Genomic DNA, 24,051 nt, shown 5'->3' on the forward strand with positions numbered 1-24,051 from the left:
GTCAGGGATTATGAGCGCCTACCCGGGAACCACGAGGCGATGGTCACCATCAGCATGATCATGTTGATGACACGTCGCCTCGCCAGGCCGCGCACGGCACTACCACACGCGGCCTAACGGGATCACGGACAGGCTCTAAGCGGGGCTACTGGCCTGCTTCTACTTCTTCTTGGCTTCGGCGGGCGTGTCGGAGTCGGTGGACAGCGCGGCGATGAAGGCCTCCTGCGGCACCTCGACCCGGCCGACCATCTTCATCCGCTTCTTGCCCTCCTTCTGCTTCTCCAGCAGCTTGCGCTTCCGGGTGATGTCACCGCCGTAGCACTTGGCGAGCACGTCCTTGCGCATGGCGCGCACCGTCTCGCGGGCGATCACCCGGGCGCCGATCGCCGCCTGGATGGGCACCTCGAACTGCTGCCGCGGGATCAGCTCCTTGAGGCGTTCGGCCATCTTCACGCCGTAGTTGTAGGAGCGGTCCTTGTGCACGATCGAGGAGAAGGCGTCCACCTTCTCGCCGTGCAGCAGGATGTCCACCTTCACCAGGTCGGCGGCCTGCTCGCCGGTGGCCTCGTAGTCGAGCGAGGCGTAGCCGCGGGTCTTGGACTTCAGCGCGTCGAAGAAGTCGAAGATGATCTCGCCGAGTGGCAGCGTGTAACGCAGCTCGACCCGGTCCTCGGACAGGTAGTCCATGCCGAGCAGGCTGCCGCGCCGGGACTGGCACAGCTCCATGATCGCGCCGATGTAGTCGGACGGGGCGAGCACGGTAGCGCGCACCATCGGCTCGTACACCTCGGCGATCTTGCCGTCCGAAGGGAACTCGCTCGGGTTGGTGACGATGTGCTCCTGGCCGTTCTCCAACACCACCCGGTAGACCACGTTCGGCGCCGTGGCGATCAGGTCGAGGTTGAACTCGCGCTCCAGCCGCTCCCGGATGATCTCCAGATGCAGCAGGCCGAGGAAGCCGACCCGGAAGCCGAAGCCCAGCGCGGCCGAGGTCTCCGGCTCGTAGACCAGCGCGGCGTCGTTGAGCCGCAGTTTGTCGAGGGCGTCGCGCAGGTCCGGGTAGTCCGAGCCGTCGATCGGGTAGAGCCCGGAGAACACCATCGGCTTGGGCTCCTTGTAGCCGCCCAGCGCCGTGGTCGCGCCCTTGTTCTGCGCGGTGATGGTGTCGCCGACCTTGGACTGGCGCACGTCCTTCACCCCGGTGATCAGGTAGCCCACCTCGCCGGCGCCGAGGCCGTCTGCGGGCGTCGGCTCCGGTGAGATGACGCCGATCTCCAGCAGTTCGTGCGTCGCCCCGGTCGACATCATCAGGATGCGTTCGCGCCTGCTCAGGTGCCCGTCCACGACACGGACGTACGTGACCACGCCGCGGTACGAGTCGTAAACCGAGTCGAAGATCATCGCGCGGGCCTTGCCGTCCGGCTCGCCGACCGGGGCCGGGACCGTGCGCACGACGTGATCGAGCAGTTCCGGCACGCCCTCGCCGGTCTTGCCGGAGACCCGCAGGACCTCGTGTGGCTCGCAGCCGATCAGGTGAGCCAGTTCGGCGGAGTACTTCTCCGGCTGCGCGGCCGGCAGGTCGATCTTGTTGAGCACCGGAATGATCGTCAGATCGTTCTCCAGCGCCATGTACAGGTTCGCCAGGGTCTGCGCCTCGATCCCCTGCGCCGCGTCCACCAGCAGGATCGCGCCCTCGCAGGCGGCCAGCGAGCGGGAGACCTCGTAGGTGAAGTCGACGTGGCCTGGAGTGTCGATCAGGTTGAGGATGTGCGTCGTGTCGCCGACCCGCCACGGCAGCCGGACCGCCTGGGACTTGATGGTGATGCCGCGCTCGCGCTCGATGTCCATCCGGTCGAGGTACTGCGCGCGCATCTGCCGCTCGTCCACGACACCGGTCAGTTGGAGCATCCGGTCGGCGAGCGTGGATTTGCCGTGGTCGATGTGCGCGATGATGCAGAAGTTGCGGATCAGCGCGGGGTCGGTGCGCGACGGCTGCGGCACGTTCGGCGGGAGCGAGGGCAACGAAGTCAATCCATTCGACTGGTGGGAACCGGCTCCATGGTCGCATGGAGCCGCGGTGTTCTTCGACTGCGGCGTTCTTCGACTGCGGCGAAACCGGGGAACGACCAGCGCGTCGTCAGTAGCCCGTGACATGCTGTAGCCCATCCGTACCGCCCGATCTTGGAAGGCACTGGATGGTCCGGTTCGCGCATACGGCCGACTGGCAACTCGGCATGACCCGGCACTACCTGAGTCCGGGTGCGCAGGGCCGCTACGACCAGGCCCGGTCCGACGCGATTGGGCGGATCGGGCGAATCGCGGCCGCCGAGGGCTGCGAGTTCATCGTGGTCTGCGGCGATGTGTTCGAGCACGTGCAGGTGGCTCGCAAGACGGCCGCTCCCGCGCTGCGCGCGCTTGGCGCGCTGCCGATGCCGGTCTACCTGCTGCCGGGCAATCACGACCACCTGTCCTTGACCGGGATCTACGCGTCGCACTGGTTCGGCCCGGAGAAGCCGGCGAACGTACACGTCCTCGACCGCCCCGGAGTGGTCGAGGTGCGGCCGGGTGTCGAACTGCTCGCCGCGCCCTGGGATGGCAAGCAACCGCCGGCTGAGCAAGTCGACCGTTTGGCCGCACGTGCTCCGATCATCGGACCCCAGTCGGGATCAGCGCAGTCAAGGGTCGTGCGGATCGCGGTCGGCCACGGCGGCGTTGACACCGAAGCGGCGAAGCTGACAGATGATCCGATAAATGTGGCGATGCTCGAAGCCGCGCTGGCGGAGCGGCGGATCGACGTCGTCGTGCTCGGCGACCGGCATTCCAGGACCGCAGTCGGCCAGAGCGGACGGATCTGGTACTCGGGCACGCCTGAACCGACCTCGACGCGCGAAGTGGACCCGGGCCGCCTCCTCGTCATCGACATGGAGCCGGGCGACGTACCGGTGGTGACGCCACATCAGGTCGCGACGTGGGCTTTCGCCGAGCAGACCTTTGCGATGCGCGGCGCCGATTCCGTGAACGACGTGCTCGACTGGCTCGACGCATTCCCGGAACCGTCGCGCACCGTGGCCAAACCGATCCTGCGTGGCGAACTCGCTCTCGCTCAATACACCCGACTGGCCGAAGCGCTTGAGCATCGGCGCGATCTGTTCGCGGCGATTCCCTCGTCTGGACGCACCGATCTGCGCACGCGCTCGCAGGACGGCGACTTCGCGGAACTGGAGCTGACCGGTTTCGCGGCGCAGGCGCTGGCCGAGCTGCGTGAGGCAGGCGGTGACGCAGCGACGGACGCGCTCGCACTGCTGCTGCGGTTGGCCGGGAATGCGAGCGCTGACGCGGGCGTCGGCGTGGTTGGGAGTGGCACGCGATGAGGCTGCACCGGATCGCGCTGACCGACTACCGGAGCGTCCGCGAGCGCACCGTGCTCTTCGCCGAACAGGGCGTCACGATCGTGGCCGGCCCCAATGAGATCGGCAAGACCTCGCTGGTCGAGGCGCTGGATCTGCTGGTCGAGGAGAAGGCCAGTTCGACGCGTCGCGAAGTCATGGCCGTGCAGCCAGTCGGGCGCGACGTAGGGCCGACGGTGGAGGCGGAGCTGAGTTTCGGCCGGTATCGCGTGGTGTACCGGAAGCAGTGGATCAAGGGGAAGAGCACCGAGCTGCACGTTTTGAAGACGGACGGTCTGAGCCCGACGCCGGAGCAGCTGAGCGGCAATCCGGCGCACGAGCGCTTCGGCGAACTGCTGCGTGAGGCCGGGATCGACCTGTTCCTGTGGCGACAGCTGCGGATCAGCCAGGACTGGCAGCGTGCTCGGGCGCAAGAGCTGCGCGCGGACGGTCAGTCGGCGATCGCGGGGCGAGCGGCGGTGAGCGGTGCGCTTGAGGAACGCAGCGCGCAAATCGTACGGACCGGCCCGGAGGAGGCGCTGTTCGAGCTGGCGCTCCGGGAGTATGAGCTGTATTACACGCCCAAGCGGGGTGACCCACGAGGCGAGTACGCCGCGTCTCGGGTCACGCTGGACGAGGCGAACCGCGAAGTCGAAGCGGCGAAGCAGGCGCTGGCCGACGCCGAGGGCGCGATCGCCGAGCAGGCCAGGGTGCGCGTCGAACTGGCTGAGGCCGGGATCGAGCTCGACGAGACTCGCGCCGACCTGGCCTCGCTTGAGGAGCAGGCCGCCGAGCTCGCCGGCCTGCGTGAGCAGCAGCGCCGGGCCGACGCCGCGCTGGCGCTCGCGCAGCAGATCGAAGCGGCGACGGCGGATTTGGGCCGGTTCGCCGCTCGGTCCGCGGACCTGAACCGCGACATCGCGTCATCAGCGAAGGAACTCGCGGTGGCGCAGGTCGACCGGAACGCCGCCGACCTGCGAGCAAACGAGCTGCGCGTGGAGTCGCAGCAACTGCGGTCGGCCGCCCGACTGGCCGAGGACGACGTGCGCTGGCACCGTGACCGGCAGGCGGCGGATCGGTTGGCGGCGCAGGTCGACCGGGCCCAGGACGCGGCCGGTCGGATCCGGACCGCGGACCTCGTCTTGGCCGCCAACCCGATCACCGAGGAAGTTCTGGAGCGGATCGAGGCCGCGCACAAGCGGTGGGACACCGCGTCCGCAGTGCTCGAAGCGAACGCCGCGACCGTCACGATCACCCCGCTCGGCGAGGCGAACTTCACCGTCGAGCGAGGCGACCCGGGCCCCGCGAACGCAGGCAGCGACACCGCAGGCAGCACGATCGCCAACAACGCGAACGCCGACAGCGCCAGCAGCGCCGACAGTGCAGCCGTATATCCCGCGATCGAGTCGATCACCGTCGAAGCGCCCGGAGTCGTGCGCGTCGTCGTGACTCCCGGTTCAGGCGAGCGCGAGCGGCGCAAGAAGGAGCGGACGAGCCGAGAAGCGTATCGACGGCTGTGTGCGGACGCCGGTATCGCGGACCTCTCAGCGGCGAAGGACGCGCAGCACCGCCGCCGCGCCGCCGAAGATGAGCGGCGAGCGGCAGTCCAGGAGCGAGACGCAGCGATCGCCGACGTGGCCCAAGACGGCGAAGCGCTGCCCGACTTGCAGGACCAGCTGGCAGCGCTGCGCGAGCGGATCGCCGCGCACGAGTCGGGCCGCCCGATCGAGCCGCCTGCGGCGCCGACACTCGAAGCCGCTCTCGCCGCAGCGACCGAGCTCCGTGACGCGCAGGAGACGGCCGAGGTGCGGCTACAAGTCGCCGCCGCCGAGGCAGCGCACGAGGAACAACACGTCGTCGAACTCAACACGATGATCGTGTCGCTCCAGCGCGCGGTGGACGACGCGGCGGAGGACACCAAGCACGCGAAGGAGCGGATGGCGCAGCTCCCGGCCGCGCGCACCGCGTCCGAACTGGCCGATTACCGCGCCGCGCGCCAGGCGGCAGCCCGGCGGATCGAGGAGCTGAATCCGGAGCAGCTGGAGCGGCGGCTGGACACTGTCCGTCCGTTGCCCGCGCGGCTGGAAGCAGAACAAAGCGGTCGGCGCGAGCGGATGGCTGCTCTGAACGAGCGAATCGCCACGCTCGCCGACCACGGTCCCGAGGAGTCACTCGACCGCGCACTCGCGCGGCAGGCGCGCGCTCAGCGGACCTACGACGAGATGCACCGCGACGCCGCCGCAGCGAAGCTGCTCTACGAGACGCTCGATCGTCACCGCTCCCGCGCCTGGCTCAGGTACGCCGAACCGTTCCGTGCACTTGTCGAGAAGTACGCCACGGGCGTCTTCGGCCCCGGCGTCGGCATCTCGGTGGCCGAAGACCTGACGATCAGCGCGAAGACGGTCGACGGCTCGACCATCGCGTTCAATCAGCTCTCGGCCGGTGCCCGGGAACAGCTGGCGCTGCTCGGCCGCATCGCGTGCGCGGAACTGATCACACCGTCCGGGGCACAGGATGTGGGCGGCGTGCCGCTCATCCTCGACGACGCGTTGGGTCACACCGATCGGCCACGGCTCGACCAGCTCGCCGCGATCCTGGACCGCGCGGGCTCGCGCGTGCAGATCATCCTGCTCACCCACGCCCCGGAGCGCTTCCGCATCGGCGGCGCCCACCGCGTCGACCTGTGACTGCTGACTGCACCGTAACGCGCATCGCGACACGTACCGTGACACATGCCGTGACGTGCACTGCGACGGATATCGTGACGTGCGCCGCGATCTGCGCCATGACGTGCACTGATGGCGATTTCGAGGAACCTGAGCGCGACTGCTAAAGTTGTCCACCGCGTGGCCTGCGGTTCTCTCGTCGTGAACGATCACCCCGCAGCAGCGCGGCGTTGCCAGCGTCCCCTGGGACGTGCGGGCCGAATCGACCGGGTGACCGGGTTCGGCGCGCTGGTGGTCACACCTCCAAGACGTCGCGCGACCGTCACAGGCGGCCCGCCGCGCTGTAACCACCAACCAGGAAGTGAAGAGGCTTTTCGTGGCGAACATCAAGTCCCAGATCAAGCGGATCAAGACCAACGAGAAGGCGCGTCAGCGCAACCAGTCGACCAAGTCGTCGCTCAAGACGGCGATCCGCAAGGCGCGCGAGGCCGTCGAGTCCGGCGACCAGGCCAAGGCCGAGGAGCTGACCCGCGCCGCCTCCCGCCAGCTCGACAAGGCCGTCTCCAAGGGCGTCATTCATGCCAACCAGGCCGCGAACAAGAAGTCCGCGCTGGCAAAGAAGGTCAACAACCTCGCCAGCTGACGCATTGGCGCCTGAGGCACCCGCACCAGGCCAAGGCCAGCAGCGTCACAGCTGAGATATTTGGCCTGAGTTTTCGCACCGGCCAAGGCCGACAGTCTCACCACCTCGGTATTCACACTGGCCAATATCGGCAGCTTCAGCGCACGGCATGAAGGATTTGCACTCGGCCAAGGTCGGCACTTCGGAGCCTTGGCCACCAGTGCTCCTCGAAGCCGACCGCTCGTGCTCCTCGGCATCTGGGCCATCGCCGTACTCAACCCCTGGCCCGGGCCACGCGTACTCGGCCTTGATTCTGACTACCGGACGCCTCAGCGCCCCCTTGCCTTCTCCTAATGATCCGACTAGCTGGCATCACGTCGCGAGCTAGTCAGATCATCCAATTACCTGACTTGTCTAGTTATCCGGCAGCACACCGTGGCCATGGTGCCGCACTGTTGGTTCGCCGCGGCCGGATAACCAGGTCGCCTCTGTATTAGTCGGATCGTGGCCGTTAATCAGATCACATAGTCAGATCACGGTCGTTTCAGTAACCAGCTCACGGTTTCAGTAATCAGATCACGGCCGTAGCCGCCGGTCCTCATTGCGGGGCGGATCGCGCGCCAGCGATGGTTACCAGACATTTCTCCAACGCATACGCCGGATCGGCCGCCGCACCCTTGACCGCCGCGTCGGCCGTGGCAACTGCGCGCAGCGCAACGGTAAGGCCGTCCGGCGTCCACCCGCGAGCCTGTCGACGGATCTTGTCCACCTTCCATGGCGGCATGCCGAGCTCGTTCGTGTTACGGCCAGCCGAGGCGACCTTCCCTATCTGTCTTACACCAGTGGCCAACGCACTGGTGATGAGCACCGAGGCGACTCCGGTGTCCAGCGCGAACCGCAGCTGCTGCAAGGCCTCGCCGAGCCGGCCCTCCACCGCGAGATCCGCCACGGTGAAGCCGGAGACCTCAGCCTGGCCGCTGTAGTAGCGGGCGACCACCGCCTCGTCGACCGTCCCCTCGGTATCAGCCAGGAGTTGGTCGGCGGCGGCGGCCAGTTCACGCAGATCCGATCCGACCGCATCCGCCACAGCCTGCGCTGCCTCCTCGGTGATTGCGCGCCGCGAGCGGCGGAATTCGCCGCGCAGAAATGCGATGCGCTCACCGGGCTTCGTCAGCTTCGGGCAGTCGACCACCGCAGGCTTGTGCTTTCGGACCGCGTCGAGCAGGGCCTTGCCCTTCACGCCGCCGGGATGCGTGAGCACCAGCACGATCTGCTCGGCCGGGTCCGTGAGGTAACGCTTGACCTCGTCGGCCTGATCCGCGCCGAGATCCTGGATGCCACGCAGCACCACCACCTTGGCCTCGCCGAACAGCGAGGGCGAGACGAGTTCCGCGAAGCTCCCGGGCTGAAGGGCACCGGGAGCGATGTCGCAGATCTCGACGGCGGGGTCGGCGGACCGGGCCGCGCCGACTACCTCGGCCACAGCCCGATCCACGAGCAAGTCCTCCGGCCCGGTGACCAGGGTGAGCGGTGGCGGCGGCGAGCCTGAACCCGTCGCGGTCACGGCTGCTGTCCCGGCTTTCGCGACAGGCCCCGACTTCGCACCAGGCCCCAGTTTTTCGGCAGGCCCCGGCTTCTCGGCAGTTCCTGACGCGGCGATTCCCGACGTGGAGGACCCTGACTCGGCGGAGGGCCCTGATTTGACAGAGAATCCTGGCTTAGCAGAGCGTCCTGATCTGACAGAGAATCTTGATCTGACAGAGAGTTTTGATCTGACAGAGCATCTTGACTCGCCGGTCGACCCTGAATTGGTGGCGGACCCTGACCTGGCAGCGGGCGGGACATCGTGCTCAGCCACCCGCCTCGTCGGCGCCGTGAATGTCAGCGACGCTAGCAGCACTGTTGCCGACCGCAGAGTCGTCACTGACAGTGACGCCATCGCCGACGATGGCACCACCCCCGCGAGCACCGGCCCCTTGCTCCACGCCCTTCGCGGTGGCCACGATCCAGCCGAGCGTGAGTGCCTCCTCCTGCCAGGCGTCGTAACGCCCGGACCGGCCGCCGTGCCCGGCCTCCATCTCGGTCTTCAGAAGGAACTCGCCGCCGTTCGCGGTGGCGCGCAGCCGGGCGATCCACTTCGCCGGCTCGTGGTAGTAGACGCGCGTGTCGTTGAGGCTGGTCGTGGCCAGGATCGCCGGGTACTGTTTCGCCTCGACGTTCTCGTACGGGCTGTAGCTCTTCATGTACGCGTACACCTCGGCCGACTCCAGCGGGTTGCCCCACTCCTCCCACTCGATCACGGTGAGCGGCAGGCTCGGGTCAAGGATCGTGTTGAGCGCGTCGACGAACGGGACATCGGCCACGATGCCGCGGAACGCGTCAGGGGCCAGATTCGCCACCGCGCCCATGAGCAGACCGCCCGCCGATCCGCCGCGCGCGATGAGGCGGTCCGTGGTGGTCCAGCCGTCGGCGACCAGTTGCCGCGCGCAGGCGACGAAGTCGGTGAAGGTGTTGCGTTTGGCCAGCATCTTGCCCTGGTCGTACCAGTTACGACCCATCTCCCCACCGCCGCGGATGTGCGCGATGGCGAAAACGAAGCCGCGGTCCAGCAGGGAAAGCCGGGGCACCGAGAAATAGGGGTCCATCGACGACTCGTATGAGCCGTAACCGTAGATCACCGCAGGCGCGGTGCCGTCCGCTTCGACGCCCTTGCGGTGTACGAGCGAGATCGGGACGCGGGTGCCGTCCTCGGCAGTGGCCCAGAGGCGATGCTGTTCGTAGTCGGCCGGGTCGAAGTCGCCGAGTACCGGCTGACGCTTGAGCAGTTGCAGGGTGCCGGTGGCGATGTCGTAGTCGTACACGGTCGACGGCGTGACCATCGAGCCGTAGCCGAGGCGCAGCCTGCCGGTGGTGAACTCGGGGTTGTCGCCGGTACCCACGGTGTAGATGGGCTCGTCGAACGCGATGGGCGTGCCCTGCGCTGCCGGGCGTCCGTCGGTTATCGGGTGGATGGCCACGCCGGTCAGTCCGTCCCGGCGGTATTCGACCACGATGTGGTCGGCAAAGGCCTCGGTGACCAGCAGCCTGGTGTCCGCCTGGTGCGGGATCAGCGCGGTCCACTCGGCCGGGGCCGCCATCGACGCGACGGCCAGTTCGAAGTTCTGCTTCCCGTCTCGGTTGTGCAGCACCAGCAGCAGGTCGCGGGCCGGGTCGTCGGGGTGCGCCCAGTGGTCGACCGAGTACTCGACCCCGTTCTCGCGCCCGGCGATCAGCGCGAAGTCGCCGGTCGGATCGTCGGCGTCGAGCAACCGCAGCTCGCTGGTGATCTTCGAGCCGACCGAGATGAGCAGGTAGCGCTCGCTGCGGCTCAAGCCCACGCTCACCCAGAAACGTTCGTCCGGCTCCTCGTAGACGAGCACGTCCTGCGCGGCAGGCGTGCCGACGGTGTGCCGATGCACGCGGTAGGGGCGCCAGGCCTCGTCCACGGTCAGGTAGAAGAGCGCTGATCCGTCGCGGGACCAGGCGGTGCCGTAGGAGGTTTCGGGGATCTCATCGGACAGGGTTTCGCCGGTTTCCAGGTCCTTGATCCGCAGTGTGAACCGTTCGTTGCCTGCGTAGTCCACCGAATAGGCCAGACGCTTGCCGTCCGGCGAGACGTCGTAGGCACCGAGTGAGAGGAAGCCGTGGCCCTCGGCCAGTTCGTTGCCGTCGAGCAGCACCTGCTCCCCGGGCAGCGCGGAACCGTCCTCCGGCAGTTCGGGCGGGGTCTCACCGGTGGCGGCGAGTCGGCAACGGATGCCGTACTGTTTGCCCTCCTGTGTACGCGCGTAATACCACCAACCGCCCTTGCGGCCCGGCACCGAGAGATCGGTCTCCTTGGTGCGCGCCTTGATCTCCTGGAAGATCCGCTCGCGCAGCCCGACCTGGTCCGCGAGGTGTGCCTCGGTGTAGGCGTTCTCCGCCTCAAGGTAGGCGATGACGTCCTTGTTCTCACGGTCGGCGAGCCAGAAATACGGGTCGTTCACGGTGTCACCGTGGTGGACGCGTTCGTGGGCGATGGTCTTCGCGACTGGTGGCTGCATAGTTTCCGATCCTACGGTCTCAGTCCGACGTGGTCTGGTGACGAGCGTGGCTTCGTTCATAGCCATGGCGGCGAGTGGGTGAAGTCCCCGGTTCCGGGCCGCCGGAGCCGCCGGCTCGGTCGCCCGGCGTACCGTCGTCGTGCTGGGCTCGGACGGCGACTTGGCCGGGCTCGGAGGTCTGCCCGATAACCACATCCCCGTCGAGATCGGTGCGGTACACCCGGGCACCGCCGGAACCCGCGAGGCGAAGGGCGCGCGCGGCCGGATGCCCGTACGGGTTGCCGCGGCCGACGGAGATGACCGCGATACTCGGATCGACCGCGGCGGCGAAACCAGGAGCCTGATTCGCAGAGCCGTGGTGCGGCACCTTGAGCACGGTTGCGCGCAACTCGTCACGATGGCTCCCGGTCAGGAGCAGCTGTTGGACAGGGGATTCGATGTCTCCGGTCAGCAGTGCGGTCAAAGGGCCGCCCGGGGTCGTGGCGGCGACGTCGGCGGCAGAGGAGGCGGTAGCCGAAGCGGGCGCGGGTGCAGACGCGGATGCGTAACGTGCGGCGGCAGATGCAGGTGCGGACCCATAAGCGCTGCGGGCGGCGGCAGATTCGGCGGGCTCCGGATCGATCGACACGGCTAGCACGATCGAGGAGTTGTTGGGCCCTGAGCCTTCACCGCCGTGTTCGCTCATCCCCTCCTCGCGGTTGTCACCATTGCCCGGTGGACCGACGACGAACGGCAGTTCCTGCGGATCCGGCCACAGCGCGTGCCAGGCGACGTGACCGATCCTGCCGCGTTCGAACGGCTGGACCCGGCGCACGGGAACCCGGGCCGCTGCCGCCCACGCGCGGACCGACTTGGCTCCGGCAGGCGGATCGTCGACGATCGTGGTCTCGATCGCGCCGACGCGCCGCCCGGCCAACAGGCCGGTCAGCCCGCCGATATGGTCCTCATGGAAATGGGTGAGGATCACCAGCGGGATGTCGGTGATGGCGAAACGACGCAGGCAGGCGTCCTCACGGTCCGGCTCCGGGCCGGTGTCGACGGCGATGGCTGAGGACGGACCGGTATGCAGCAGCAAAGCGTCGCCCTGTCCGATGTCGCAGACGACCAACGACCAGTCCCGTGGGGGCCAAGCGGGCGCCGTGGCCTGCCGCACTAAGGCCACGACCCCCGCGACCAGCGCACCGATCAGCACCAACGCGCCGAGCCGGAGCCAGTTCCTCCGGCCACGCCGACGCACGGTGTCCACCGAGCCTGGACGCGAGCACTCCCCTCCGGCGCTCCGGTCCGCCTGCTCGCCCCTCCCTCGGCGATGGATCTCAGTCATACCGACACCGAGCCGATCTTGTCTAGACCAGTGTGCGGTAGTGGCGTTGATCCGCCACCGGCGGCAGGTGGACGATTGCGGGCGCGCAGCAGCTTCCAGCCGACTGCGTAGCAGGTCAGGAGCAGGCCGCAGCCGGGCAGTCCGCGCGGCCAGCCGACGCAGCCACCGGGTACTGCGGAAGCAGTGCGCGCGACCAGGCAGATCCAGCGGACAGGCCACTGCGCGATCCAGGCGACCGCGTGGCCGAGGACCGGCGAGACCGCGTCAGCAGCCATCGCGCCGATTCCGAGCACGGTGGCCGCCGGCGCCGCGGGCACGGCCAGCACGTTCGCCGGAACCGCGACTAACGGCAGCGAACCGGAGAAGGTCACCAGCAGCGGCTCGCAGAACAGTTCGGCCGCAGCAGTGGCAGCTGCCGGACCGGCAGCCCAGAGCGGCACGCCGCGATCGAGTAAACGGTCGGACCAGCCCGGGGCCACGATGACCAAGCCTGCGGTCGCGGCGACCGAAAGCGCGAAGCCGTAGGTACGCGCAAGCCACGGGTCGATCAGCAGCAGAACGAGCACAGCGGCCGCCATCGTCGCCAGTGCCCGAAACCGCCGCCCCGACAGCGACGCGACGCAGCCGAGCAATGACATCACGGTGGCGCGCACCATCGGTGGCCCTGGCCTGGCCAACATGGTGAACCCGAGGACGAGTACGACGGTGGTGGCGGTGATCGCCCGGCCACGCAATCCGAGCCAGCGGGCTACCGGCAGCAACGCGGCGGCCAGAAAGATCAAGTTTTCACCACTAACGACGGTAATGTATGTCAAACCACTGCATTTGAGTGCGTCGGCGAGGTCGGCAGGTTCGCGGCTGGTGTCGCCGACGGCGAGAGCGGGCAGCACGCCTGCTTCCTCGGCAGGCAGCGTCGAAGCCGCCTCACGCAAATCCGCGCGCAGACGACCGGCCAGCGCTTGGAGGAGTGAGGGGCCGCCGATCACCTTCGGCTCACCGCGCACCATGAGCACGGCGGCGTCGCGAGTGCCGCCACGCGGGGGCTCCAATCGGCCAGAGACGCTGAGGTGTTCCGAGGGAAGAAGGGTGAGCCACGCGTTGACGTCTTCGGGCATGCGCGGGCGGGCTAGCACGGTGACCGCCGCGCCGACCTGATAGGTGACACCGGCGTCGGTGGTCACGTCGGTGATGCGGACGGGGATGACGATCAGAGTGGACGCAAGGGCAGCAGCGGATGTTGTGGCATTCGTTGTGACATCGGCCCGAGAAGCTGGCGGGTGGCTGGTGTCGTGCGGGCGTGGCGAGCCGGGGCTGAGCTTCGTCTCGACGCGGCGCGGGTCGCCGGTGATGGTCAACGCGGTGCTAACGAAAGCCGATTCGGCAGCCAGACCGGGCACCGGGCCCGAGGCTCCGGCCGCGACGTGTAAGGCTGCTGACAGGGCGAGCCCCGCCGCGACGAGAAGCAGAGTGCAGATCGCGGATGCCCAGGGCTCGGGGGCGAGCGGATGCGCTGCCACCCGACGCCGCGCGTGAACCATTCCGGCGATGCCACCGAGCGCTGTCCCGGTCGCGCAGGCGACGGTGAGGCCGGGTGGGAGCGAGAGACCGAGCCAGGTCGCGGCCCAGCCTGCCAGTACGGGTGGCAGCAGCCTGAGATCTGGTGGTCCGCTCTGGCGTCTCATCGTGACGCTCGCTCGCGGAAGGCAGAGCAACGGGTGATGCGGAGTGGCAGGGTGCGGGAGGCGGAAAGGCACGCGACGCTGTGCGGGATGCGGAATGTGAAGAGACGCGGGAGGCTGTGCGGATCGCAGGGCATGAAACGGTAACGGTAGAGGTGCGCAGGGCGCCGCAGAGCGCAAGGTGCATTGACACGGGCGGCACAGTGCCGGACACCGATACAGAGTTGAGTTCGGGGCGTGAAGCGGTAGCGGTGTGCGGGACGTTGCGGAGTGCCGGACGCATAGACGCGCGCGGCATCGCGCCAGACACCGATACACGGTGGGGTTCGGGGCATGAAGCGGTTGCAGTGCGCAGGGCGCCGCGAAGTGCAGGGCGCATGGACGTGAGCGGCACTGTGTCGGACACCGATGCAGGATGGGGTCCGAGGTGCGAAGCAGTGTGCGGGGCGTCGCGGGGTGATCGTCAGTGGACTGGTCATGGCTCGACCCACTGGCGGAGGGCGCCGAACTTGGCCGGGCCGAGTCCGTGAACCTGCTGGAGTTCCCCGATGGTGTCGAACCGTCCGTGCTGGGTTCGCCAGTCCAGGATGCGTTGGGCAAGCGCAGGCCCGACACCAGGCAACTGTTCGAGCTGATCCGCGGTCGCAGTGTTGAGATGCACCGGGCCGGACGGCGCGATCTTGCCTCTACCGCCCGCATGGGCTGCGGCTGTCGAAGGGACGGCACCGCTACCGAGTGCGCTGGAGGCGCCGACTAGTATCTGCTCACCGTCGTTCAGAACGCGCGCTTGGTTGAGCGGAAGCAGATCCGTACCTGGTAGCGCGCCTCCGGCGGCACTCAATGCGTCCATGACGCGTGAGCCGGCGGACAGGTGGAGGACGCCGGGTTTGGCCACCTTGCCTTCGACATCCACGACAATGCCGGTTGGCACGGATGCGGGTGCTGGAGCCAGCGCTTCGGCTTCGGAGACCTGCGACGCGGCTGGGGCTGCTACCCGGTAGGGATGGCCTGCGGTGAACAGTTGCGGCTGGCCTATCTGCGCCGACCGCGCTCGGAACAGGGTCCAGCCGCCCAGGACCACCGCCGCGATGGCCACAGCCGCTACCAGCGCGCTGCCGGTCCGTCGGTCCAGCCGCCATCGGCCCTGTAGGGTGACTGGTAATCGATCGTTGATCTGCTCGATCAGCAGGTTGAGCCGACTCGGGCGGCGTCCTGAGGCGTACGTGCGCCGGACGGACTGGCCCGATTCGTCGGGCGCGAAGCCGGATCGGGTGCGCTCGTTCTCTGACATGGCGGCTCCTCGAAGGCGGGTCACGGTTGTGATCTTCGCTATCGACGTTACGGAGCCATCGGATTCAAATCATCTGGTTTCGGAACATCTGTGGATAACTTTCTCGACTTCTCCCGGCGCGGTGGCGGGTCAGCGAAGTTTGATGTTGCTTTCGAGGGTCTCGATGCGCTGGACGACGGGCTTGAGTTGCTGGTCGATCAGTGCTGACAGTTTCGTCATCGGGTCCGCGAGGGCGGGTGGCTCGTCGGCGACAGTCTTGTCCTGTTGTTTGGTGCGCACGTGGATGTAGTAGCCCGTTACGGCCACCATGACGGCGCGCCAGGTCAGCCGCAGTTCCGCGCCCAGGCCGCGCAGAACGCGGCCGGCGCCAGGTGGGTGATGTAATTGGCGCCGGAGCCGAAACCCGACAGGTCGGTCACCCGTTTGAACAGCTGGCCGAACATGAAGCGTCAGATCATCGGCTGGATGAGAGTGAACGCGCCGTACACCGGTTGGCGTACGAAGGCCTTGAAGTGACGCCGCGTCATGGACCACGTATGAGTGAGCGCGAGCATGGTTCCTCCGCGACAGGAGCCGTGCGGGTGATGGGGATGGCTTCAGCGGCGTGCGGCCACTCGGCTGATGTATGTACGGCGAGTACAACCAGTACGTCCGGTACAACCTGAACAACCGGAATCGGTATGCCAGGTGGTATCTACGCGTCGGCGTCGTGCGTCAGACGGTGACCGCTGACTTAGTGGGCCGACTGGCCTCCTGCTCGGCTGCGGAGAATGAGCGGCCCGTGTGGCGTAGGTAGACGTCATCGAGGGACGGCCGGGCAACGGTCACCGACATGACCCTGATTCCGGCGGCGTCGAGCGCGCCAAGCAGACCGGGCACGGTCCCGCGCCGTCCGCCGCACGGGCACGAAGAAAGCGCCCGTCCCGCGCATCACCCTCGACCACGGTCAGTTGGCCGAGCAGTTCCCGCCCCCGCGTCGGATCGGCGTCGGGGCCGAGTTCGAGCGTGATGGCGTCGCCTTGCAGTTCGGACTTCAGCTCGTCCGGGCTGCCCTCGATGACGATCCGGCCCTTGTCCACGATCGCGAGGCGTTGGGCAAGCTGGTCGGCCTCTTCGAGGTAATGGGTGGTGAGCAGGATGGTCAGTCCGCGGTCCCAGGCCAGTTCCCTGATCTCCTCCCACATCTCGGCGCGCGCCTCAGGGTCGAGGCCGGTGGTCGGCTCGTCGAGGAACAGCACTCTCGGCTCGTGGATCAGGCCCATCGCGACATCAAGCTTGCGTTTCATGCCGCCGGAGTAAGTCTTGACCAGGCGGTCGGCGGCGTCGGTGAGAGCGAACCGGTCGAGCAGCTCGGTCGCCTGTAGGTTGAGCTCGCGGCCGCGCATGCCGTAGATCCTGCCCTGGAGCAGGAGGTTCTCCCGCCCCGTCGTCTGCACGTCAACCCCGGACTCCTGCGCGACACAGCCGATCGCACGGCGCACGGCGGCAGGCTCACGCACGATGTCGTACCCCGCGACGGTCGCGGTGCCCGACGTCGGGGCGGAGAGTGTGGTCAATAGTTTGACGATGGTGGACTTGCCCGCGCCGTTCGGTCCGAGCAACCCGAATACCGAGCCGGCCGGGATCTCCAGAGTGACGCCGCGGACCGCCTCCACGCCGCCCTTGTACGTCTTGACGAGCTTTCTGGCGTCCACTGCCAGATCTTGCGCAGGGCGCATCGCTACCCTCCCGAGCTTGCAGAAGTTAATCCCGACGCCGACACGATATAGCTCGACTTCCAAAAGTCAAGACATATCGCGTTTGATGGCACGTGGCACGCGCCGAGTGGAACGCACGGCCTATGCGGACGTAACGCAAGGTACGAACTATTTATGCGCAGCTTCGGCTAGGCGGAGTGGGTGATCGTGAGCGGAGCTCAAGCGGGGCACCGTTTTTGAGGCTCCGCTGCTTGTGAGGCGCCCGCTTTTGAGGCTCCGTTACTTGCGGGGCTGCTCGTGGTAGCGCTGTTCGTAGGCGCGGCTGCGGGCTTGAATGCGTCGACGTACGACTTGCATCGCGACGCCCGCTGCTAGGCCGACGGCGCCGCCGATCATCAGGATCGCGCCGAGCTTGTCGATGTCGATCCAGGTCGCACGCCAGGTCAGGGCGTAGCGCAGGATCGCGCCAAGGATGATCAGTCCCAAGCCGCCGGCGATCGTCACGGCGTACCTCCACTCGAGTGCCTGCTGACCAGTCGAGCACGGGGCGGGGACGCGGGCGAGCCGGGTCCGGCTGTGTGGGTGAGTTCGGGCGAGTAGGCCGTTCGGGTGAGCGAGTTGGCGGCTTTTGCGCCGGGTCAGGGCAGGCGGGGCGAGACGATCACGCCGAGCAGACCGGGGCCGGCGTGCGCACCAAGGACCGCGCCGACTTCGGAGACGGTAATGTCGCCGCCGGAGCGAAGGTACTCGGGGACCAGGGGAAGGGTGACGCTGGCGACGGGAACGTCGGCATCGAAGGCTGGAGTCTTGGGGGCTGAAGCTTTGGCGGCCTGGGCGATGTCAGGCGTGGCAGCGGGGGTGAGGCCGGGGAGTTGGAAGCCGGAGAGTTGGGCGCGTAGCCGTTCGGCGAGCAGTTCGGCGCGGGGCACCGAGCCGAGGTGGTGGACTGCGACGTCGACTGCGTCTTGACCCGCTCGTTCCAGCGCTACCTGTTCGAGCCGCGCGATGGCGCGGGCTGCGGTGCGCACTTTCTCCAGCGGTTCGACGCGGCCGTCTACCAAATGGAGTAGCGGCTTCACGGCGAGTGCGGAGCCCAGGAACGCTTTGGCGGAGCCGATGCGGCCACCGCGGCGCAGGTATTCGAGGGTGTCCACGTAGAAGAACGCGGACGTCATCGTCGCTCGTTTGGCGGCAGCTGCGGCGCACGCTGCGGCGGATTCGCCTTGCGCCGCCACTTCGGCTGCGGCGAGCGCCGCGTAGCCCAAGCCCATGCCTACTGATCGCGAATCGACTACTTCGACCGGGATCGGCGCCGAGGACGCGGCGAGCACGGCCGATTCGTGTGTCGACGACAGCTCGCCGGAGATGTGGACCGAGACGATGCCGGTCGCGCCGGACTCGGCAAGTGCGCGGTAGTGCGCCGCGAACTGCTCGGGCGACGGTCGCGACGTGGTGGCCGACAACCGCCTGCGTAATGCGTCCATCAGCGCGTTACGCGCCTCGGTCGTGCCTTCCGTGTACGACTCGGTGCCGACGACCACCTGGAGCGGGACAATCGTGATCCCGGCGGCGGCCGCGCGTTCGGGGGCCAAACACGCAGTCGAGTCGGTTACCACCACTGTCTGACCGGCCATATGTCGCACCATAGTCGATGACGCGGTCGTAGTCGTTAAGCCGCGAAGGCTTCCCTCCAATCGGGCATAAGCTCGTTCACCAGCGCCTCAGTGCGCGGATGCAGACCCTGCACACCGTGTACGTACCACGTGCGCTTGTAAAGCCCTTCGATCGCCCCACGCAGACGTTCGGTGTCCTCAGTCGCTGCGGTCGCACGCAGCAACCCACGCCACAGTTCCTCGTCGTCGGGGCTGCCGCGCATTCCTGCCTTTACCGCCTCGATCGCCGCCTCGGGTTCACCGGAGGCGACACGCGACTCCGCGAGCCGGAACGCGGCGTCTGCGATGACTGCGGGAACCTGCGCCTCGGCGATCTCGTAGGCCAGCCAGCCGTAGCGATTCGGTTCGCGGTCCGCGAGGTACGGGCCGCGAACCAGGTCGAGCGCGTCGCTGAGCATTTCGTCGCGTTGTTCCTGGTCCGGGATGGACGCGTCGTAGAGCGCCCGTGACTGGAGGGAGATGAACATGTCCCAGTCGGACCATACGTACGGACCGAGGCGCAGCCGTCCCTCGGCGTCTGTGTGCAGGTTCGGCTTTCCGTGCGGATCCGTGCCGAGCCACGTGTTCAGACGCGCGAAAGTCTCCTCAGCGATGTCGGCGGTGGTGCCGCGCGGCCAGAGCGCGGCCGCGAGCACGCGCGGGTGGACGCCGTCGCGGTGGTGGAGCAGGAAGACCAGAGCTTCGTTGAGCAGCGCGCCGTGTCCAGGTTCGACCATCTCGGCGCCGGTGACCTCAAGCGGGCCGAGCAACGTCGCGTAGATCGACGGCGGCTCGTCGGGCAGCGGCCCGCTGTACCCGACGGACTGGTGGGCCGGTTTGGCGGTGACGTCGGTGCCCTCGATGTCGCAGACAGCGCGGAAAAGGCCGAGGACCGCGGCGTACTGCTCTTCGGGCAGCAACTGTGCCTGGGCCTCGATGCCGAGCGCCGGGGCGGTGATCCGGCGGTCGGAGGCGACGGTCAGCTGCCAGGTCGCGCCGACGTCCTCACCGGCGACGACGAAGCCTAGGCCGAGGCGCGCGGGCGTGGTGGCGATCGTGGCGAGCCGCGCCAGGATCGCAGCGTGCGGTTCCTCGGAGATGAGCACGAAGTGCGGCGGGAAGGAACTGGCCTGGTTGGCCCGCGAGCGGCCGTCGAGCACCGAGTCGAGCCCGGCGGCGGCCAGCGCCTTTGCCCGCTCCACGGCCTCGATCTCCAGGCTGGGCAGGATCTCGTCGAGGGTGCGCACGTGCCGCACGCGGGCCGGGGCGAGTGGGGTCAGGTCGCCGGGGAAGCCGACCAGGGTGACCGTCATACGGTCAGACCAGGAGTTGGTGGCCAGTTCGACGGCCAGGGAGGCGAGCACGGCGCGACGGATCTCGGGCGGGCCGTCGAGCCCGATGAGGCCGCGCGCCTCTTCGAGGTCGATCATGAGCCGGTCGGCTCCATGCGCGCCGATGGTGACCAGACCGGGGTACGGCGCGAAGCGGCGGTGCGCGGCCTGCGCGTCCACGTCGACGATGCCGGGCCGGGGGAAGTTCCAGGAGCGGCCGTCTCCGGCGGTGAACCACGGAGCCGGGGGCTGCACCGCCGGATCGTCGGGCGCGACCGGCTTGTTCAGCAGCAGTTCGATGCCTTCGTCACGCAACCTGACCGCGTACGCGGCGGGGACCGTCCGGCCGCGCTCCGAGAGCCCGGCGGACAGTCCGCGCAGGGCGAGGTCGAGGAACCAGACCTCGACTTCGCTCGCGCCGACGCGGATCGACTCCTCGGCCACGGCGCCGTCGCCGTTCGGCGTGACCGGACGGCGGCCGAAGACCCGGTTCCACAGCTGGCGGCGCCGATGCCGGCCGATCGCCTTGAGCAGTCCGGCGGCCAGCAGGGGCGACGCGGCGAGGCCGTACAGCACGCGGTCTTCGGTGGACGGGGGCTGACTCTCCTCGGGCGAGTGGGAGCCGCGGTGGGAGGAGGAGCGGGCGCCATCGCGTGCGGTGGACGTCGTCGTGTCCTGATGCACAGGCACGGGTGCGGGCGCAGGCACGAGTGCGGGTGCAGGTGCGGCACCGGCGAGGGTGGTGGTTTGGTCGGGCGAGGAATGGCTGGCGGACGAGGTCTGGGCGGATGCAGTGTCGGAAGTGTCGTCGGAGGTGGGCTGGGTGGAGACCTGTTGCTCATACGACGTCTGGTCGGGGGCGGGCTGGGCGGACGCGGATGTCGCGGGAGTCGTGGAGGCCGTAGGGGTTATGGGGAACGCGGACGTCGCGGGGGTCGCGGGGGTCGCGGGGGTCGCGGGGGTCGCGGACGTTATGGAGGTCGTGGGCGTCGCGGGGGTCGCGGCTTCGACTGCGGCGGTGGCGACTCTGGCCAGTTCGTCGGCGGACTGGGTGACCGTGGCTGGGACGGTGGCCGGAGCGGTGACCGGAAGAGCGGCCGAAAGAGCTACCTCAGTGCCCTGTTTGTCAGTGTTCGGGGTAATGGCGCGCGGGGTAGCGGCGTTTGAGGTAGCAGCGTTCGGGGTGACGGCGTTCGTTGAATCGGTGTTCGTTGAATCAGTGCTCGGGGTATCGGCGGCCGGTGTGGTGTTGGTGTCCAGTTCCGGCACGCTGTGTGCTACTGCTGCTTCCGTCGAGAGCTGACTCTGCTGCTCGGCGGGGGGCTCGTTGGTTGGGGACTGCTTGATCGGCGGCTGCGTGATGGCGGGGGGCGCGCTGGAAGGCACCGGTGTCAGGGCTGATGGAGCGGTCGTGCTGCCGGCGCCGAGTCGTGCCCCGGTTTGTTGCACCCCGCTCGGCTGGACTGGGCCGGATTGGATCGTGCTGGCGTGAGCCGGTCCGGTCTGGACGGTGCTGCCTTGGGATGGGCCGCCCTGGAATGACCCGCCGCCCTGAGTCGAGCCACCCTGGGATGGGCCGCCGCCCTGCGTTGGACCGGGCTGCGTTGGGCCGGGCTGGATGCCGCCGGGCTGGACCGGGCTGAGGTTCTGGGGCGAAGTGGGCGCCGGCGCGGGTGGCGCGGTCGGCGCGGTTTCCACGACCAGATCGCCGCCGACCGCGTCGGCCGGCATCATCAGGATCCAGCCGGGGCGGATCAGCGCGGCGTTGATCAGCTTGCTGCCGTCCGGCTGCACCCGATCCTTGTTGAGCTCGTAGATCTCCCGGTACCTGCGGCCGTCGCCGAGATGGCGCTGGGCGATCTCCCACAGCGTGTCGTGGTGGCGGCCGAGCGGCGGCTTGACCCGATAGAGCTTCGTGCCGTCGGCCGACAGCAGCGCGGTCGAGTCGCCGGCGACTCTTAGCCCTGACTCGCCGCGCAGCGCCGGGAGATTGTGATCGCCGACGGCGGCCGCGGGATGCGGCGCGATCGCAGGGTGCTGTGCTCGCGGGAACGGGCCCGCGGTGGCCGTCACGGGCGCCGCGGCGGACGGTGAGGCGTCCGAGCCAGGACCCAGATGCGCGAGGTTGGGCACGAACGAGGCCGCCGACGCCGTGATCATCAGCAGCGCCGCCACCAACTGCCGGGCGAGGAACTGGCTGGGCCCCGCGGCGGGCACGCGCGTGGGCATCCCGATCCCGCGCACCGCGGCCCGGAACTCGACCACGACGCAGGCGACGAACTGTGCCCACGCCAGCCAGACGATGACCGCCAAGCCGTCGAGGAGCACCTGCGGCGTGATCGCCTGATTGAAGAAGTGCGCGGACGGCAGGTGGTGCGGCAGCGGCCAGCCGATGTAGCGCACCAGCGCGAACGGGATCGCGCCGAGCAGGGCGGCCAGGACCAGCAAGGCGCCGAGCCCCTTGAACACGTCCCCCGTGGTGCGGCGGCGTACGATCCGCCGCGGCTGCGCGGGCCAGCCCTCGACCTGCGAACCCTGCGAACCCTGTTTCCCCTGCTTCGGCCGGGTGGGCGCGCTCGTGGGCGGAGTCATGGCGTTTCCCTCGCTCTCCGACTCAGGTCCCCGGCTGGGGATGGGCGGTGGCGGCGGCGTTGGCGATGAATTGTCCGGAGTAGAACATTCCGATGAGTATCGGTGCGTACCTGATCCGGATCCTTATGGTCATGGTGGGGACGACCTGGCCGGTGGCCAACCTCAGTATTCCGTCGGGGTTGCAGCTGGTGACCGCCGAGGCGGCGAGCCCTGACGCGGTGACGACCGCCGTGGCCTGAGCACAGGCGTCCTGGGCCAGCTGGTACCTACCCGCGCGCAGGGCGTTCTGATCCAGGTCGTTCGCGCCCGCGCGGGCAGCCTGCTCGGCGATGTCGCCGGCGTGCTGGCGCTCGGTGATCGAAAGGCCGCCGTCGACCACGAGGCCCGCGAGCATCATGGCCATCAGGGCCCAGAAGACGACCGCGAAGGTGAACGAGCCACGCTCGCCGCGCGGCCGCCGGAGGCGCTGGCGCAAGGTCCTGAGATAGGCGGGTGCACGCATCAGTTGGTCCGGCGGAAGGTGTCGAGCGGCGCGGCAGAGTAGCTGACGATCGTCTTGTTGGCGATCCTGAACCAGTTCAGCCCGCCCAGCGAGACGGTGCACGTCACCTTGATCGTGTAGAGCTGGCCGGGGGCGAACGCGTTGTACGGGGCCGTCTTCGTGATCGGATTCACCTGGACCACGGTCGGCCTCCCCCCGCTACAGGTGTTCCCGAGATCCGCCAGCGCCGTGGCGAGCGCGGTGGTGTTGGCGGTCCTGTCGTCACGTTGCAGTGAGCCCGCCCTCGCCGCGTCGCGGGCCGCGCCCTGCACGGTCCCGCGCGCGTCGACCAGCACACCGAAGGTGACCAGGAACATGACGAAACCGATGACAAGGGGTGCGAGCAGCACGACTTCGAGGGCGGACATTCCCGCCTCGCGGCCGCCCTCCCACCGGGGTCGTCTCATTGCGCGCCTGCCTGCTCGGATGTCCGCCGGGCTTACGTGTAATGTCATGGCCTGCCGGAGCCGGGTGTACTAGTTGTCGGGGATGAACTGTTCGATCGGGCCGCTGCTGGTCTCGCTCACGCGCATGGTCGTGCCCGGGATCAGCGACGGGACGGTCGCGGTGACCGTGACGGACACCGTCCATCCGTCCGCGCCGCGAGTGCCCTTCGTCGAGGTGACGACGCGCGAGCCGCTCAGCAGGCTCGGTGCCAGCTGACTGATCCACGCGTTCGCCTTGCTCTTGGCGTCGGCCGACCAGTTCTCGGCCGGGTTCGCCGCCTCGGCACGGGCGACCCGGGCGCCCTCCTGCGCCGCGGCGATCGCCACGTGCCTGGCGAAGAAGTAGAGCGCGAACTGGACCGTGGCGAAGATCAGGAAGAACAGGATCGGGGTGAGCATGACGAACTCGATCGCCGAGACGCCGCTTTCGCGATCGGCGTCCCGGCGGCGTCGAGCGCCCCCGTGCCCGTTCACTGTGTCAACAGCCGTTCTTGCTGCCGTTCGCACCGGCGATGCAGGTGCTCACGTTCGCCGCCCGGTTCTGTAGTGCCTGCGAGATGACGAAGCCGACGATCGCGACGATGGTCACCACGATCATCGAGATCACCACCCACTCGACCGCTGACGCACCTCGCTCCAATTCGCCGGAACGGACGCGAGCGATCCGGGCGCGTAGGTTCACCCACGCGTAGTGCAACGCCGCGTCGCCGCCGAACAGTCTGCCCATCGCAGTTCCCTCCTT

The 24,051-nt window shown here is 68.4% G+C and carries 17 protein-coding genes and 1 pseudogene; 3 read left to right on the plus strand and 15 right to left on the minus strand.

All coding sequences use genetic code 11. The features are described 5' to 3' along the window. Positions 1-159: 159 nt before the first annotated feature. Positions 160-2,022 carry a translation elongation factor 4 gene (gene lepA, locus VGS97_RS16600; protein ID WP_326854441.1) on the minus strand — a complete coding sequence of 621 codons (1,863 nt, stop codon included), beginning with the start codon at positions 2,020-2,022 and terminating at the stop codon, positions 160-162. 173 nt (positions 2,023-2,195) lie between these two features. On the opposite strand from lepA, the gene VGS97_RS16605 reads away from it, so the two are divergent. The 3 genes from VGS97_RS16605 (at position 2,196) to rpsT (ending at position 6,695) form a co-directional block, all read left to right on the plus strand. Further along, positions 2,196-3,371 (plus strand): metallophosphoesterase family protein, encoded by a 1,176-nt coding sequence (locus VGS97_RS16605; RefSeq protein ID WP_326854442.1) that lies wholly within the window; start codon positions 2,196-2,198, stop codon positions 3,369-3,371. Then, positions 3,368-6,073: an AAA family ATPase gene (locus VGS97_RS16610; protein WP_326854443.1), complete on the plus strand. Its 2,706-nt coding sequence runs from the start codon at positions 3,368-3,370 to the stop codon at positions 6,071-6,073. Before VGS97_RS16605 ends, VGS97_RS16610 begins: the two co-directional genes overlap by 4 nt. A 355-nt stretch (positions 6,074-6,428) precedes the next feature. Further along, a complete protein-coding gene (gene rpsT / locus VGS97_RS16615) occupies positions 6,429-6,695 on the plus strand; it encodes a 30S ribosomal protein S20 (RefSeq protein WP_326854477.1) in 267 nt (88 codons plus the stop codon). Between the two features lie 577 nt (positions 6,696-7,272). Here rpsT and holA read toward each other — a convergent pair. The 14 genes and pseudogenes from holA to VGS97_RS16685 all read right to left on the minus strand — a co-directional run bounded on the left by holA (position 7,273) and on the right by VGS97_RS16685 (position 24,036). Next, positions 7,273-8,238, minus strand: a complete 966-nt coding sequence (holA, locus tag VGS97_RS16620; protein WP_326854444.1) for a DNA polymerase III subunit delta — start codon at positions 8,236-8,238, stop codon at positions 7,273-7,275. A 286-nt stretch (positions 8,239-8,524) separates the two neighbouring features. Continuing rightward, positions 8,525-10,756: a S9 family peptidase gene (locus tag VGS97_RS16625; protein ID WP_326854445.1), complete on the minus strand. Its 2,232-nt coding sequence runs from the start codon at positions 10,754-10,756 to the stop codon at positions 8,525-8,527. A 19-nt stretch (positions 10,757-10,775) separates the two neighbouring features. Continuing rightward, positions 10,776-12,080, minus strand: coding sequence for a ComEC/Rec2 family competence protein (locus VGS97_RS16630; protein WP_326854447.1), 1,305 nt, complete (start codon positions 12,078-12,080; stop codon positions 10,776-10,778). Further along, positions 12,077-13,762 carry a ComEC/Rec2 family competence protein gene (locus VGS97_RS16635; RefSeq protein ID WP_326854448.1) on the minus strand — a complete coding sequence of 562 codons (1,686 nt, stop codon included), beginning with the start codon at positions 13,760-13,762 and terminating at the stop codon, positions 12,077-12,079. The genes VGS97_RS16630 and VGS97_RS16635 overlap by 4 nt, the downstream gene beginning before the upstream one ends. Before the next feature lie 472 nt (positions 13,763-14,234). Further along, the gene (locus VGS97_RS16640; protein ID WP_326854449.1) at positions 14,235-15,050 is read right to left on the minus strand and encodes a ComEA family DNA-binding protein; all 816 of its coding nucleotides are present in this window, start codon (positions 15,048-15,050) and stop codon (positions 14,235-14,237) included. Between the two features lie 129 nt (positions 15,051-15,179). Next, positions 15,180-15,359, minus strand: a complete 180-nt coding sequence (locus VGS97_RS16645) for a hypothetical protein (RefSeq protein WP_326854451.1) — start codon at positions 15,357-15,359, stop codon at positions 15,180-15,182. Positions 15,360-15,764: 405 nt separating this feature from the next. Beyond that, a pseudogene (locus tag VGS97_RS16650) lies at positions 15,765-16,768 on the minus strand (ATP-binding cassette domain-containing protein). Positions 16,769-17,026: 258 nt separating this feature from the next. Next, positions 17,027-17,251, minus strand: a complete 225-nt coding sequence (locus VGS97_RS16655; RefSeq protein ID WP_326854453.1) for a hypothetical protein — start codon at positions 17,249-17,251, stop codon at positions 17,027-17,029. A 134-nt stretch (positions 17,252-17,385) separates the two neighbouring features. Then, on the minus strand, positions 17,386-18,381 hold the full coding sequence (locus VGS97_RS16660) for a DegV family protein (protein ID WP_326854454.1): 996 nt from the start codon (positions 18,379-18,381) through the stop codon (positions 17,386-17,388). Positions 18,382-18,416: 35 nt separating this feature from the next. Further along, entirely contained in the window at positions 18,417-22,322 is a 3,906-nt protein-coding gene (locus VGS97_RS16665; protein ID WP_326854456.1) for a BTAD domain-containing putative transcriptional regulator, read from the minus strand. Between the two features lie 22 nt (positions 22,323-22,344). Further along, positions 22,345-22,797 (minus strand): pilus assembly protein TadG-related protein, encoded by a 453-nt coding sequence (locus VGS97_RS16670; RefSeq protein ID WP_326854458.1) that lies wholly within the window; start codon positions 22,795-22,797, stop codon positions 22,345-22,347. Positions 22,798-22,823: 26 nt separating this feature from the next. Next, a complete protein-coding gene (locus VGS97_RS16675; RefSeq protein WP_326854459.1) occupies positions 22,824-23,270 on the minus strand; it encodes a TadE family protein in 447 nt (148 codons plus the stop codon). Between the two features lie 69 nt (positions 23,271-23,339). Next, the gene (locus VGS97_RS16680; protein WP_326854460.1) at positions 23,340-23,783 is read right to left on the minus strand and encodes a TadE/TadG family type IV pilus assembly protein; all 444 of its coding nucleotides are present in this window, start codon (positions 23,781-23,783) and stop codon (positions 23,340-23,342) included. A gap of 4 nt (positions 23,784-23,787) precedes the next feature. Beyond that, a complete protein-coding gene (locus VGS97_RS16685; protein WP_326854462.1) occupies positions 23,788-24,036 on the minus strand; it encodes a hypothetical protein in 249 nt (82 codons plus the stop codon). Between the last annotated feature and the right edge of the window lie 15 nt (positions 24,037-24,051).

The organism is Actinocrinis sp. (assembly GCF_035946395.1).
Taxonomy (GTDB): domain Bacteria; phylum Actinomycetota; class Actinomycetes; order Streptomycetales; family Catenulisporaceae; genus Actinocrinis.

Coding starts and splice junctions, on each gene's coding strand:
- VGS97_RS16605 (WP_326854442.1), top strand. CDS start 2,196: ATGGTCCGGTTCGCGCATACGGCCGACTGGCAACTCGGCATGACCCGG.
- VGS97_RS16610 (WP_326854443.1), top strand. CDS start 3,368: ATGAGGCTGCACCGGATCGCGCTGACCGACTACCGGAGCGTCCGCGAG.
- VGS97_RS16625 (WP_326854445.1), bottom strand. CDS start 10,756: ATGCAGCCACCAGTCGCGAAGACCATCGCCCACGAACGCGTCCACCAC.
- VGS97_RS16630 (WP_326854447.1), bottom strand. CDS start 12,080: ATGACTGAGATCCATCGCCGAGGGAGGGGCGAGCAGGCGGACCGGAGC.
- VGS97_RS16635 (WP_326854448.1), bottom strand. CDS start 13,762: ATGAGACGCCAGAGCGGACCACCAGATCTCAGGCTGCTGCCACCCGTA.
- VGS97_RS16640 (WP_326854449.1), bottom strand. CDS start 15,050: ATGTCAGAGAACGAGCGCACCCGATCCGGCTTCGCGCCCGACGAATCG.
- VGS97_RS16645 (WP_326854451.1), bottom strand. CDS start 15,359: ATGGTGGCCGTAACGGGCTACTACATCCACGTGCGCACCAAACAACAG.
- VGS97_RS16660 (WP_326854454.1), bottom strand. CDS start 18,381: ATGGCCGGTCAGACAGTGGTGGTAACCGACTCGACTGCGTGTTTGGCC.
- VGS97_RS16665 (WP_326854456.1), bottom strand. CDS start 22,322: ATGACTCCGCCCACGAGCGCGCCCACCCGGCCGAAGCAGGGGAAACAG.
- VGS97_RS16675 (WP_326854459.1), bottom strand. CDS start 23,270: ATGAGACGACCCCGGTGGGAGGGCGGCCGCGAGGCGGGAATGTCCGCC.
- VGS97_RS16685 (WP_326854462.1), bottom strand. CDS start 24,036: ATGGGCAGACTGTTCGGCGGCGACGCGGCGTTGCACTACGCGTGGGTG.